Annotated in this window: 15 protein-coding genes; 8 read left to right on the forward strand and 7 right to left on the reverse strand. The window is 69.8% G+C overall.

What is annotated here, in order from left to right:
* Together AC1D1T_RS14875 and uvrB are read right to left on the reverse strand one after the other, a co-directional pair.
* Window positions 1-202, reverse strand: a 202-nt coding sequence (locus tag AC1D1T_RS14875) for an arsenate reductase/protein-tyrosine-phosphatase family protein (RefSeq protein ID WP_477992064.1), incomplete at its 3' end; no start/stop codon positions are given.
* The gene (gene uvrB, locus AC1D1T_RS14880) at window positions 199-2,397 is read right to left on the reverse strand and encodes an excinuclease ABC subunit UvrB (RefSeq protein WP_477992065.1); all 2,199 of its coding nucleotides are present in this window, start codon (window positions 2,395-2,397) and stop codon (window positions 199-201) included. The genes uvrB and AC1D1T_RS14875, both read right to left, overlap by 4 nt.
* A gap of 99 nt (window positions 2,398-2,496) precedes the next feature.
* On the opposite strand from uvrB, the gene AC1D1T_RS14885 reads away from it, so the two are divergent.
* The 8 genes from AC1D1T_RS14885 (at window position 2,497) to nth (ending at window position 8,072) form a co-directional block, all read left to right on the forward strand.
* Window positions 2,497-3,696: an amino acid aminotransferase gene (locus AC1D1T_RS14885; protein ID WP_477827260.1), complete on the forward strand. Its 1,200-nt coding sequence runs from the start codon at window positions 2,497-2,499 to the stop codon at window positions 3,694-3,696.
* A gap of 201 nt (window positions 3,697-3,897) precedes the next feature.
* Window positions 3,898-5,193, forward strand: coding sequence for a polyhydroxyalkanoate depolymerase (locus AC1D1T_RS14890; protein WP_477992066.1), 1,296 nt, complete (start codon window positions 3,898-3,900; stop codon window positions 5,191-5,193).
* A gap of 7 nt (window positions 5,194-5,200) precedes the next feature.
* Window positions 5,201-5,833, forward strand: coding sequence for an electron transport complex subunit RsxB (gene rsxB, locus AC1D1T_RS14895; protein ID WP_477992067.1), 633 nt, complete (start codon window positions 5,201-5,203; stop codon window positions 5,831-5,833).
* A gap of 159 nt (window positions 5,834-5,992) precedes the next feature.
* Complete coding sequence (locus AC1D1T_RS14900) at window positions 5,993-6,190, forward strand: CsbD family protein (protein WP_477992068.1); 198 nt, start codon at window positions 5,993-5,995, stop codon at window positions 6,188-6,190.
* A 22-nt stretch (window positions 6,191-6,212) separates the two neighbouring features.
* Complete coding sequence (locus AC1D1T_RS14905) at window positions 6,213-6,350, forward strand: hypothetical protein (protein WP_465114340.1); 138 nt, start codon at window positions 6,213-6,215, stop codon at window positions 6,348-6,350.
* 102 nt (window positions 6,351-6,452) lie between these two features.
* Window positions 6,453-6,947, forward strand: a complete 495-nt coding sequence (locus AC1D1T_RS14910; protein ID WP_477829657.1) for a hypothetical protein — start codon at window positions 6,453-6,455, stop codon at window positions 6,945-6,947.
* 35 nt (window positions 6,948-6,982) lie between these two features.
* Entirely contained in the window at window positions 6,983-7,372 is a 390-nt protein-coding gene (locus AC1D1T_RS14915; protein ID WP_477842420.1) for a hypothetical protein, read from the forward strand.
* A 37-nt stretch (window positions 7,373-7,409) separates the two neighbouring features.
* Window positions 7,410-8,072, forward strand: coding sequence for an endonuclease III (gene nth, locus AC1D1T_RS14920; RefSeq protein WP_477829489.1), 663 nt, complete (start codon window positions 7,410-7,412; stop codon window positions 8,070-8,072).
* Here the strand turns inward: nth and AC1D1T_RS14925 are convergent.
* From AC1D1T_RS14925 to AC1D1T_RS14945, 5 genes are read right to left on the reverse strand one after another with little or no spacing between them, the layout of a single operon-like run.
* Window positions 8,048-8,578 (reverse strand): histidine phosphatase family protein, encoded by a 531-nt coding sequence (locus AC1D1T_RS14925; RefSeq protein WP_477842418.1) that lies wholly within the window; start codon window positions 8,576-8,578, stop codon window positions 8,048-8,050. The genes nth and AC1D1T_RS14925 overlap by 25 nt on opposite strands.
* The gene (gene cobS / locus AC1D1T_RS14930; protein ID WP_477842416.1) at window positions 8,575-9,366 is read right to left on the reverse strand and encodes an adenosylcobinamide-GDP ribazoletransferase; all 792 of its coding nucleotides are present in this window, start codon (window positions 9,364-9,366) and stop codon (window positions 8,575-8,577) included. Before cobS ends, AC1D1T_RS14925 begins: the two co-directional genes overlap by 4 nt.
* Window positions 9,367-9,369: 3 nt before the next feature.
* Window positions 9,370-10,413, reverse strand: coding sequence for a nicotinate-nucleotide--dimethylbenzimidazole phosphoribosyltransferase (gene cobT, locus AC1D1T_RS14935; RefSeq protein ID WP_477826420.1), 1,044 nt, complete (start codon window positions 10,411-10,413; stop codon window positions 9,370-9,372).
* A 3-nt stretch (window positions 10,414-10,416) separates the two neighbouring features.
* Window positions 10,417-11,874, reverse strand: a complete 1,458-nt coding sequence (locus AC1D1T_RS14940) for a cobyric acid synthase (protein ID WP_477992069.1) — start codon at window positions 11,872-11,874, stop codon at window positions 10,417-10,419.
* Window positions 11,871-12,806 (reverse strand): aminotransferase class I/II-fold pyridoxal phosphate-dependent enzyme, encoded by a 936-nt coding sequence (locus tag AC1D1T_RS14945; protein WP_477826418.1) that lies wholly within the window; start codon window positions 12,804-12,806, stop codon window positions 11,871-11,873. The genes AC1D1T_RS14940 and AC1D1T_RS14945 overlap by 4 nt, the downstream gene beginning before the upstream one ends.
* Window position 12,807 lies beyond the last annotated feature (1 nt).

Consider the following 12,807-nt stretch of genomic DNA (forward strand, 5'->3'; position numbering starts at 1 on the left):
CCGCGTGCCTGATGGAGCGCGGATCGGGCGGCTCGCCACCGTGCCACGAGTGCGTGCCGGCCGAATCGACCGCGACTGCATCGCCCAGCCCGGCCGCGCGCAGCTTGTGGCGCAGCACCGCCTCGGCGGTCGGCGAACGGCAGATGTTGCCCATGCAGACCATCAGCACCCGCACCTGCGCCCGCACCGGTGGCTGCGTCATGCCTTGCGGCCGCCGGCAGCCGGCAGCAGCACCACGTTGTCGGTGCCGGGCGCGCCGAAGGCCTGCTCGCGCAGGTGGGCCAGCTGGTCGCGCACGCGGGCCGCCTTCTCGAACTCCAGGTTGCGGGCATGCTCGAGCATCTGCTTCTCGAGCTGCTTGATGCGCTTGCCGAGGTCCTTCTCGCTCATCGCCTCGACCTCGGCCGTCTCGGCCGCGTTCTTCAGCTCGTCCTTCGCGCTCTTCTCGCTGTAGACGCCGTCGATCAGCTCGCGGATCTGCTTCTTCACGCTGCGCGGCGTGATGCCCTGCTCCAGGTTGTGCTGGATCTGCTTCGCGCGGCGCCGCTCGGTCTCGTCGATCGCGCGGCGCATCGAATCGGTCATCTTGTCGGCATACAGGATCGCCTTGCCGTTCACATTGCGCGCCGCGCGGCCGATGGTCTGGATCAGCGAGCGCTCGGCGCGCAGGAAGCCTTCCTTGTCGGCATCGAGGATCGCCACCAGCGACACCTCGGGGATGTCCAGCCCCTCGCGCAGCAGGTTGATGCCCACCAGCACGTCGAAGGTGCCGAGCCGCAGGTCGCGCAGGATCTCGACCCGCTCGACGGTGTCGATGTCGCTGTGCAGGTAGCGCACCTTGACGCCGTTGTCGCTCAGGTAGTCGGTGAGCTGCTCGGCCATGCGCTTGGTCAGCGTGGTGATCAGCACGCGCTCGTGGATCTCGACGCGCTCGCGGATCTCCTGCAGCACGTCGTCGACCTGGTGCGTGGCCGGGCGCACCTCGACGAGCGGGTCGACCAGCCCGGTCGGCCGCACCACCTGCTCGACCACCTGGCCGGCGTTGCGCTTCTCGAAGTCGGCCGGCGTCGCCGACACGAACACCACCTGGCGCATCTTCTTCTCGAACTCCTCGAACTTCAGCGGCCGGTTGTCGAGCGCCGACGGCAGCCGGAAGCCGTACTCGACCAGCGTGGTCTTGCGCGCGCGGTCGCCGTTGTACATGCCGCCCAGCTGGCCGATCAGCACGTGCGATTCGTCGAGGAACATCAGCGCATCGCCCGGCAGGTAGTCGACCAGCGTCGACGGCGGCTCGCCCGGCGCCGAGCCCGACAGGTGGCGCGTGTAGTTCTCGATGCCCTTGCAGTGGCCGATCTCCTGCAGCATCTCCAGGTCGAAGCGGGTGCGCTGCTCCAGGCGCTGCGCCTCGACCAGCTTGCCGTCCTTCACCAGCTCGTCGAGCCGCGTGCGCAGCTCGGCCTTGATGGTCTCGATGGCAGCGACCACGCGATCACGCGGCGTCACGTAGTGGCTGGACGGGTAGACGGTGAAGCGCGGGATCTTCTGGCGGATGCGCCCGGTCAGCGGGTCGAACAGCTGCAGCGCCTCGACCTCGTCGTCGAACAGCTCGATGCGGATCGCGAGCTCGGAGTGCTCGGCCGGGAACACGTCGATGGTGTCGCCGCGCACGCGGAAGGTGCCGCGGCTGAAGTCCATCTCGTTGCGCTGGTACTGCATGCGGATCAGCTGCGCGATCACGTCGCGCTGCCCCATCTTGTCGCCGGCGCGCAGCGTCATCACCATGCGGTGGTAGTCGCTCGGGTTGCCGATGCCGTAGATCGCGCTGACGGTGGCGACGATCACCACGTCGCGCCGCTCCAGCAGGCTCTTGGTGGCCGACAGCCGCATCTGCTCGATGTGTTCGTTGATCGAGCTGTCCTTCTCGATGAACAGGTCGCGCTGCGGCACGTAGGCTTCAGGCTGGTAGTAGTCGTAGTAGCTGACGAAGTACTCGACCGCATTCTTCGGGAAGAACTCGCGGAACTCGCTGTACAGCTGTGCCGCCAGCGTCTTGTTGGGCGCGAACACGATGGCCGGGCGGCCCATGCGGGCGATCACGTTGGCCATCGTGAAGGTCTTGCCGGAGCCGGTGACGCCCAGCAGCGTCTGGTAGCTCAGGCCGTCCTCGATGCCTTCGGCCAGCGCCGCGATCGCGGTCGGCTGGTCGCCGGCCGGTGGATACGGCTGGAACAGCTGGAACGGCGAGTCGGGGAAGGCGACGAACTCGCCTTCGACGGGTTCAACCACCGGCGTGTCGGCGAGCAGGATGTCGGGGCCGCCCTGCGGCGCCTTCGGTGCCAACTTCGGTGCAGGGCGCGATACCGTCTTGGGTGCCGAATTTCGGGGCAGGTCGGCCATGGCGATTAAAATCCTCGGGTTTTCCTGTACCGGAAGTGCACAGGGAAATCGGCAAGCCTAGCCCAAATCACGCATCCGCTCTACTGACAAGGACTGTCCATGACCTCGCTGTTCGCCGCTGTCGAAATGGCACCCCGCGACCCCATCCTCGGCCTGAACGAGCAGTTCAACGCCGATCCGAATCCCGCCAAGGTGAACCTGGGCGTCGGGGTCTACTACGACGACAACGGCAAACTCCCGCTGCTGAAGTGCGTGGCCGAGGCCGAGCGCCAGATGCAGGAGGCCCCGAAGCCGCGCGGCTACCTGCCGATCGACGGCATCGCCGCCTACGACAAGGCGGTGCAGGGCCTGGTGTTCGGCACCGACAGCGCTGAAGTCGCTGCCGGCCGCGTCGCCACCGTCCAGGGCCTGGGCGGCACCGGCGGCCTGAAGATCGGCGCCGACTTCCTGAAGAAGCTGAACCCGGGCGCCAAGGTGCTGATCAGCGACCCGAGCTGGGAAAACCACCGCGCGCTGTTCACCAACGCCGGCTTCGTGGTCGAGAGTTATCCGTACTACGACGCGGCCAAGCGCGGCGTCAATGTCGAGGGCATGCTGGCCGCGCTGAACGCCGCACCGGCCGGCACGGTGGTCGTGCTGCACGCCTGCTGCCACAACCCGACCGGCTACGACATCACCCCCGCCGACTGGGCGAAGGTGATCGGGGCCGTCAAGGCACGCGGCCTGGTGGCCTTCCTCGACATGGCCTACCAGGGCTTCGGCGAGGGCATCGCCGAAGACGGCGCGGTGATCGCGCAGTTCGTCGCCGCCGGCATCGACTTCTTCGTCGCGACCTCGTTCTCGAAGAGCTTTTCGCTGTACGGCGAACGCGTCGGCGCGCTGAGCGTGCTGTGCGCCACCAAGGACGACGCGACCCGCGTGCTGAGCCAGCTGAAGATCGTGATCCGCACCAACTACTCCAACCCGCCGACGCACGGCGCCCAGGTCGTCGCCACCGTGCTGACGACGCCGGCGCTGCGCGCGATGTGGGAGGAAGAACTGGCCGGCATGCGGGTGCGCATCAAGCAGATGCGCACCGCGCTGCTGCAGAAGCTGCAGGCCGCCGGCATCCGGCAGGACATGAGCTTCATCACGCAGCAGAAGGGCATGTTCAGCTATTCGGGCCTCACCAAGGCCCAGATGGAGCGGCTGCGCAACGAGTTCGGCATCTACGGCGTCGATTCGGGCCGCATCTGCGTCGCGGCGCTGAACAGCAAGAACATCGACGCGGTGGTCGCCGCGATCGCCAAAGTCATCTGAAGCGACATCTGCCGTCACACAAGTGACAGTTCGAGAGAAGGCCGCACCATTCTGGGCGGCCTTTGTGCTTCTTTTCCGGGTTTGCACCAAAGCAGTCCGCGGGCACGATCTGTATCGACTGCCTAGAATGCTGCGACGCACAACTTGTGTGAAAACCTTGTGTGAAAGCGATTCCGCGAAGCGGTCGCAAAGGAACCCAGAATGCTGTACCAGTGGTATGAAGCCCAGCGCGCGTTGTTGAGCCCGTTCTCCGAATTCGCAAGCGCCTCCTCGAAGCTGTACAGCCACCCGCTGTCGCCGTTCACGCACACGCCGATGGCGCAGCGCGTGTCGGCCGGGCTGGACCTGGTGCACCGGTTGTCGAAGGAATACGAGAAGCCGCAGTTCAACATCACGTCGGTGCGCGTCGGCACGGTGGATGTCGCGGTGCAGGAGCAGGTGGCGCTCGAGAAGCCGTTCTGCCGGCTGCTGCGCTTCAAGCGCTTCACCGACGATTCGCCAGTGCTCACGCTGATGAAGGACCAGCCCACCGTGCTGGTCGTGGCGCCGCTGTCGGGCCACCACTCGACGCTGCTGCGCGACACCGTGAAGGCGCTGCTGCAGGACCACAAGGTCTTCATCACCGACTGGACCGATGCCCGCATGGTCGACCAGGCCGCCGGCCCGTTCCACCTCGACGACTACGTCGACTACGTGCAGGAGTTCATCCGCCACGTCGGGCCCGAGTGCAACGTGATCTCGGTGTGCCAGCCGACGGTGCCGGTGCTGGCCGCGATCTCGCTGATGGCCAGCCGCGGCGAGCCCACCCCGCGCACGATGACGATGATGGGCGGCCCGATCGATGCCCGCAGGAGCCCGACGGCCGTCAACAACCTGGCGATGAACAAGAGCTACGACTGGTTCGAGAACAACGTCATCTACCGCGTGCCGGTCAACTACCCCGGCGCCGGCCGGCGCGTCTACCCGGGCTTCCTGCRGCACAGCGGCTTCATCGCGATGAACCCGGACCGCCACCTGAAGTCGCACTACGACTACTTCATGGACCTGATGCGCGGCGACGACGACAACGCCGATTTCCACCGCACCTTCTACGACGAGTACAACGCAGTGCTCGACATGCCGGCCGAGTACTACCTCGACACCATCAAGACGGTGTTCCAGGATTTCGCGCTGGTCAACGGCACCTGGGAGGTCCGGGGCGAGCTGGTGCGCCCGCAGGACATCACGACCAGCGCGCTGCTGACGATCGAGGGCGAGCTGGACGACATCTCCGGCGCCGGCCAGACCAAGGCGGCGCACGAGCTGTGCACCGGCATCCCGAAGGCGCGCCAGTTCCACTACGACGTCGAAGGCGCCGGACACTACGGCATCTTCTCGGGCCGCCGCTGGCGCGAGAAGGTCTACCCGGAAGTGCGCAACTTCATCGCGTCACACCAGCAGGCGGTGAAACTCGCCCGCCCGGCGGCCCGCAAGACGGCCGCACGCAAGGCAGCCTGACGGCGCCGTGGACCGGGACGCACTCGCCGACCGGCTGGACGCCGCCCTGCCGCAGACGCAGTGCACGCGCTGCGGCTACCCCGACTGCCGCTCGTACGCCGAGGCCATCGCCGCCGGCGACGCAGCGATCAACCAGTGCCCGCCGGGCGGTGCCGAGGGCATCGCGCGGCTGGCGCGCCTGACCGGCCGGCCGGTGCAGGCGCTGAACCCGCTGAACGGCCACGAAGGGCCGCGGCGCCTCGCGGTGATCGACGAGGCCTGGTGCATCGGCTGCACGCTGTGCCTGAAGGCCTGCCCGGTCGACTGCATCGTCGGCGGGCCGAAATCGATGCACACCGTGATCGAGCCGCTGTGCACCGGCTGCGAGCTGTGCATCCCGGCCTGCCCGGTCGATTGCATCTCGCTGGTCGACGCCAGCCCGGGCCGCACCGGCTGGGACGCGTGGAGCCCGGCGCAGGCCGACGAGGCGCGCGAGCGCTTCGAATTCCACCGCGCGCGGCTGGCGCACGACGAGCAGCAACGCCAGGCGCGCATGGCCGCCCGCAGCGCGCCCACGGCGGCGGCAGGCACCGAGGTGAGCGTCAAGAGCAGCGTCATCGAAGCCGCGCTCGCCCGCGCACGCCAGCGCAAGCCCGGCTGAGCGCATCGAGCGGCTTGTCAGCCGATTCCTACAGCTGAATCAGCCGCGTCCTATCCGGACCCCGGGTCGGAACCGACGACGGCGGCCAGCCTCCCCGCCTACGCTTGCGCCACGGATGGCCGATGCCGGCCGTCCGACATCACCGCGCAAGGAGCTGCAATGCATCACGATCGCATCGGGGGCCGCTGGAAGKAATTCAAGGGCCAGGCCCGTGAGAACTGGGGCCGCGTGACCGGCAACCAGAACCATGTCGAGCAAGGTCAACGCGAACGCCATGCCGGCAAGCTGCAGCGCAAGCACGGCGCCTACGAGGATGAAGCCCGCGAACAGATCCGCGAGCTGCAATCGCGCTACTGAACGGCGACAAAGGAGTACCGCCATGCATCGACTGCTGTTGGCATTTCTGTTGATGCTCAGCATGGGCGCCACGCTGTCGCTCACTGCGTGCGACAAGCTCGGTTCAGGCACGCCGAAGCCGACCACCAACGCGCCGCCGGCCGCCAGCGCACCGGGCTAGGAACCATTCGCGCGGGCCGGTTACTCATGCGGCATGAATTCCGCAGTAACCCCCCATGCACCGCTGCATTCACATGCGTACCCCGACCCGCAGATCGCTGCCTTGGTGCAGTCCCTCGGGACCGGCCTGATCGGCATCGCCGAGCAGCTTCGTGCCGCGCCACCCGCTGAGCGCGGGCAAGTGGTCACGGACGCGGTGCAGCCACTGTCACCGCAGCGCTGCGATGCGCTTTACGACATCGCCTCGCGGCTCTGCAACGAGGGACAGTTCCAGCACGCCTTGCCAATCGCACTCCATCTCGAAACGCATGCGCAAAGCCCTCGCCATGGCTTCATAGCCGCGACCTGCCTGCAGCGGTTGAACCAACCCGAGCTGGCCGCGCCGATGTATGCCTTGTGCCTGGTCGGGAATCCCCGTCATGTGGCCGCGATGTTCCGGCTGGGCGAGTGCCTCGCGGCCACCGGCCGGGAGGAAGAGGCGGTCCAGGCCTTCGAAGCCACGATCGACCTCGGCCGTGCCGATGCGGCCTTCGTCGAACTGCAGGAACTGGCCCGCCGCCGCATCGATCAGCTGGCGGCGCGCAGGATCCGGAACTGATCGTTCGATTTCTTCAACCGCACCAAGGAAATTTCATGGACCCCACCGCACGTGCAAAAGTCGACGCGCGTCGCTCTCAGATACCTGCGAATGCGAACCCGTCGCCTGACGGGAACACCATCCAGTCACGTTGGGATTGCTGCATGCCCCAAGCGGGAGACGACCACACCGCTGCAACGAGCTACTGCGGCGTGTCGGACACGAATTGCGCGATCGGAAATGCCGTCGCTGCCATGTTCGCGCTGACCATCGGCACTGGTTTCATCGCGGGTGGGCTGGCGGGTTCCGCGTTAGGCATTGCACCTCTGATCGTGGGTGGTGTCCTGGTGGCGGCAGCGTGGCCCTGCGTCTACACCAGCGTCGCCATCTGCCGCCAAGAAGACAGAGAGCGACCAGTACCACAGCCATCCATCCAGACCGTCTGACTGTGGGGCGCGCCGCGCGCTGCCACAATGCGCGCCGATGAACGCCGACCAGATCCAGCCCTTCTTCGCGACGCTCCAGGCTGCCAACCCGCAGCCGAACACCGAGCTCGAATACACCAACGTCTTCGAGCTGCTGGCCGCCGTGCTGCTGTCGGCCCAGGCCACCGACGTGGGCGTCAACAAGGCGACGCGCAAGCTGTTCGCCGTCGCCCCGACGCCGCAGAAGATGCTGGCGCTCGGGCTCGACGGCATCACGCAGCACATCAAGACGATCGGGCTCTACCGCAACAAGGCGAAGAACCTGCTCGAGACCTGCCGCATCCTGATCGAGCAGCACGGCGGCGCGGTGCCGCGCACCCGCGAGGCGCTGGAGGCGCTGCCGGGCGTCGGCCGCAAGACCGCCAACGTGGTGCTGAACGTCGCGTTCGGCGAGGCGACGATGGCGGTCGACACGCACATCTTTCGCGTCAGCAACCGCACCGGGCTCGCGCCGGGAAAGAATCCGCTGGAGGTCGAGCTCGGCCTGTTGAAGCGGGTGCCCGAGGGCTACCTGGTCGACGCGCACCACTGGCTGATCCTGCACGGCCGCTATGTGTGCCAGGCGCGCAAGCCGCTGTGCTTCGAATGCGGCGTGGCGGCGTACTGCGATTCGCGGCCGGGCGGGCCGCATCCGATCTACCCCGAGACGCGCGCGCCGTAGCCCGGCGCCGCCGGCCAGTCGGCGGCGCGCGCAGGCGTGATGCCGTCGCGCAGGCAGCGGACGGCATTCAACCAGCCGGCGTGCGCGACGATGCAGGCGTGCGGCGGCAACTCGCCCAGCACCTCGGCACAGCGCTGCAGCAACTGCGCGACCGACTCGCCGCCACCCGGCGCGCCGCGCAGGAAGTCGTCGCACCAGGCGTCGACCGGTGCCGCGCCGATCTCGACCCAGGTCCGGCCATCCCAGTCGCCGAAATCCAGCTCGCACAGCCGCGCATCGATGCGGTGTGTCCAGCCCCAGCGCGCGAGCCAGCGGCCCACGTCGGCGCAGCGCCGCAGCGGCGAGGTCCAGACGCCCTTCGGCCAGCCTTCGCACCGCGCCGCGCGGCGGATGCGGTGCGCGAGGCGCTTCGCGCGGCGCCGGTCCACCGGCACGTCGGTGTGGCCGATGCACCGGCCCGCCACGCCGTCGGGCCGCGGATGGCGCCAGGCCTCGATGCGGTTCATGCCCAGCGCAGCGCGACCACCCAGCCCAGCAGCGCCAGCAACTCGGTGATCTGCTGCGTGGCGCCCAGCGTGTCGCCGGTGATGCCGCCGAGCCGGCGCCGGAACCAGCGGCCGCAGGCGATCGTGCCGAGCAGCACGCCGGCCAGCGCGAGTGCGACGTACGGCCACCCCGCCCAGCGCAACGCGACCAGCGCGCCCGCCAGCAGCACCACCCAGCCGAGCGCGACGGCGACGCCGAGCGCCGACACCTTCTGCGCGAGCGGCTTCGCCTTGGCCTGCGACACCTCGCCCGCATACGGCAGCACGCGGATCAGCACCACCGCCGCCGCGCGCGACGCGGTGTGCGCGAGCAGCAGCGCCGGCACCGCCAGCGCCAGCGGCAGGCTGGCGAGCGTCGCGGCCTTCAAGCCGAGCACCAGCACCAGCGCGACCGCACCGTAGCTGCCGATGCGCGAGTCCTTCATGATCTCCAGCGCCCGCTCGCGGCTCACCGCGCCGCCGAGCGCATCGCAGGTGTCGGCCAGGCCGTCCTCGTGGAAGGCACCGGTGAGCCAGACGGTCGCCGCGATCGACAGCCACACGCCGATCGCAGTGCCCAGGGCCTGGCTGCCGACGGCCAGCGCGAGCGCCGCGACCCCGCCGACGAGCAAGCCGACCAGCGGGAAATGCCGCGCGCTCGCGTTCAGCCACGCGGGCTCGAAGCCGACGCGCGACGGCACCGGCACGCGCGTGAAGAACTGCAGCGCGATCGCCATCAGGCGCAGTTCGTGCAGCACGGCCTTCACCACGCGTCAGGCCTCGCTGCGGTCCGAGACGCCGGCCGATTCGAAGCTCGCCATCTCGGCCAGCACGCGCACCGCGCTTTCCAGCAGCGGCCATGCGAGCGCGGCGCCCGAGCCTTCGCCCAGCCGCAGCCCGAGGTCGAGCAGCGGCTCCCCGCCCAACTCGCGCACCATCAGCGCATGGCCCGGCTCGGCCGAGCGGTGCGCGAGCACGCAGTAGCCGGCGAGCGCCGGCGCGAGCCGCGTGGCCACCAGCACCGCGGCGCTCGCGATGAAGCCGTCGACGACGACGACGCGCCGCTCGGCGGCCGCCTGCAGCGCCGCCCCGGCGAGCATCGCGATCTCGAAGCCGCCGAACGCGGCCAGCACCTCCAGCGGCTGCGTCGCGCCGGCATGGCGTTCGAGCACCTGCGCGAGCACCGTGCGCTTGCGGGCGAGGCCGGCATCGTCGAGCCCGGTGCCGCGGCCGACGCAGGCATCGATCGGCTGGCCGCCCAGGCGCGCGAGCAGCAGCGCGGCGCTGGAGCTGTTGCCGATGCCCATCTCGCCGAGCAGCACCGCATTGCCGGGCAGCTCGTGCACGACGGCCATGCCGGCCGCCAGTGCCTGCCGGCATTGCGCCTCGCTCATCGCCGGTCCGGCCAGCGCATCAGCGGTGCCGCGCGCGACCTTGCGGTCGAGCAGCCCGGCACGCGGCGCGAAATCGTGCGCGACGCCGGCATCGACCACCGTCAGCGCGAGACCGTGCTGCCGCGCCAGCACGCTGACCGCCGCGCCGCCGGCCAGGAAGTTCTCGACCATCTGCCAGGTGACATCGCTCGGAAACGCCGAGACGCCGCGCGCCGCGAGGCCGTGGTCGCCGGCGAACACCAGCATCTGCGGCTGCACGAGGCGGGGCGCCTCGTTGCGCTGGACCAGCCCGAGCTGCAGCGCGAGCGATTCGAGGCGGCCGAGCGAGCCCTGCGGCTTGGTCTTGCGGTCGAGCCGCTGCTGCAGCCGCTGCGCGAGCGCGGCGTCGTCGATCGGGGTGATGGAGGGCAGTTCGAAGCGCATGGGTCAGTCCCGCGAAGGTTGGAGAAGTCGCATCAGCGAGCCGGGCGCGAAGTGCGCCTCGGCGAAATCGGCGAGGCCGTCGAACACGGCGTCGAGCGTGCGGGCCTGCCGGCCGAACAATGCGCGCAGCACCTCGTCGCATTCGAACACGCCGTGCGCATAGAGCCCGAGCACGTTGCCGCGCTGCCAGCCGATCGGCTCGCCGCCGGCATTGCGCAGCGCGACGGCGAGCGGCGCGGTGGCCTGCGTGCGGCCGTGGCGGATCTCGTAGCCGCGCAAGGCGGCCTGCGACAGCGCGGCCCACGGCCCGTCCAGCGTCTCGAAGCGAGCCTCGACGGTGCAAAGCCGCTTCTCGCGCTCGAAGCGCGTGGCCAGCGGCAGCAGCCCGAGGCCGGCCGCATCGCCGTCGATGCCGAACGGGTCGGCGAGCGATTCGCCGAGCATCTGCAGCCCGCCGCACAGCCCGAGCACCGGCCGGCCGGCCGCGGCATGCCGGCACACCGCATCGGCCAGGCCCTGCGCACGCAGCCACGCGAGGTCGCTGCTGGTGTGCTTGGAGCCGGGCAGCACGATCCAGTCGGCATCGGCCAGCGCGGCCGGCGTGCGCGCCCAGCGCAGCCGCACGCCGCTCAGGTGGCGCAGCGGCTGGAACTCGTCGAGGTTGYTGATGCGTGGCGGCGCGATCACGCTGATGCGCAGGCCGTCGGCATCGCCGCTCGGCGTGTCGTCGAAGACGCCGTCTTCCTCGGGCAGGCCGTGGCCGCGCCACATCGGCAGCACCGCGAGCGTCGGCACGCCGGTCAGCTGCTGCAGCTGCGACGGGCCGGGTTCGAGCAGCCGCGCATCGCCGCGGAAGCGGTTCAGCACGAAGCCGCGCAGCAGCCGCTGCTCGTCGGCCGCGAGCAACTGGTGCGTGCCGTACAGGTGGGCGAAGGCGCCGCCGCGGTCGATGTCGCTGACGAGCAGGCAGGCTGCGTCGGCCGCGAGCGCGGTGCGCATGTTCACGTAATCGCTGTGGCGCAGGTTGATCTCGGCTGGCGAGCCGGCGCCTTCGATGACGATCACGTCGTGCTCGGCCTGCAGCGATCGCAGCGCGCCCTGCGCATGCGGCCACAGCAGCGCGCTGCGGTCATGCCACGGCACGCCGGCGAGGTCGGCGCGCACCTCGCCCATCAGCACGACCTGGCTCGCGGTGTCGCGCTCGGGCTTCAGCAGCACCGGGTTCATGCGCACGTCGGGGGCGGCGCGGGCGGCCAGCGCCTGGAAGTATTGTGCGCTGCCGATCTCGCCGAGGCGGCCTTCCAGGCCCGGCACGACGCGCGCGTTGTTGCTCATGTTCTGCGCCTTGAACGGCGCGACCTTCAGGCCCTGGCGCGCATACCAGCGGCACAGCGCGGTCGCGAGCCAGCTCTTGCCGGCACCGCTGGTGGTGCCAAGGACCATCACGGCGCGGGCGGTCATCGGGTGATCTCCATCCAGGCGCGTGCGAGCGCATCCTGGGCTTCGGGGCGCTGCACGCCGAGGCGCACGGCGCCGGGCAGGCCCATCGATGCCGTGTCGCGCAGCTTGATGCCAAGCTCGCGCAGGCGCGACAGGCGTTCGACGAGACCGTCGGCGCGCACGACGTGGAACGGCGTCTCGCTGTCCTCGCACCGCCAGCCGAGCGTGGCACAGAGGTCGAGTTGGCGCGCCTTCCAGCGGCGCAGCGTGGCCAGCGACTCGTGCAGCCAGTGCTGCGTGGCGGGTGCCGTCCACGCGGTCAGCATCGCGACGCCATGGGCGCCGACCGGCCATGAGGGCGCGAGATCCAGCAGCGGTTGAACGAGCGGGTCGGCTTCGGGAGCGATCGCATAGGCAGCGCGGATACCGGTCAGGCCAAGGGCCTTGTTCGGCGACCACAGCTGCCATGCGGCAGCGGACATCATGTGTCGCTGCCCTGAAAGCCGCAGCGGAGCGTACGCGCAGTCGATGACGTGCACCGCGCCGTCGACCCAGGCCAACGGCATCGACCGGCCCAGCGGGCTGCTCGGCGACGCGTGCCAGACCAGCGCCGCGGCATCGCGTTCGACCTCGCGCAGGCCGCGCGCCGCTGCTGCCGCCGCGTAGTCGCCGTAGCAGGGGCGCGGGATGAACACGCCGGCACTCGGCTTGCCGAGCGCGATGGCGGTGCTGATGCGGGCGATGAACTCGCTGGCGCTGGCCGCGATCACGATGCGGCCGGAGGTGACGCCGTGGTGTGCGGCCAGTGCCGCACGCAGGTCGGTGTACGACGGGTCCGGGTAGCGGCTCGCGTCGACCGCCTCCCACGCGAGCGGCGCGGGGCCGCAGGCGTTCGCGTTGGTCGAGAAATCCCAGTGGGGAATGCCCCGGGCGTCCGGCCCGCCATGCACCACG

The organism is Rhizobacter sp. P2_H3 (genome assembly GCF_056403355.1).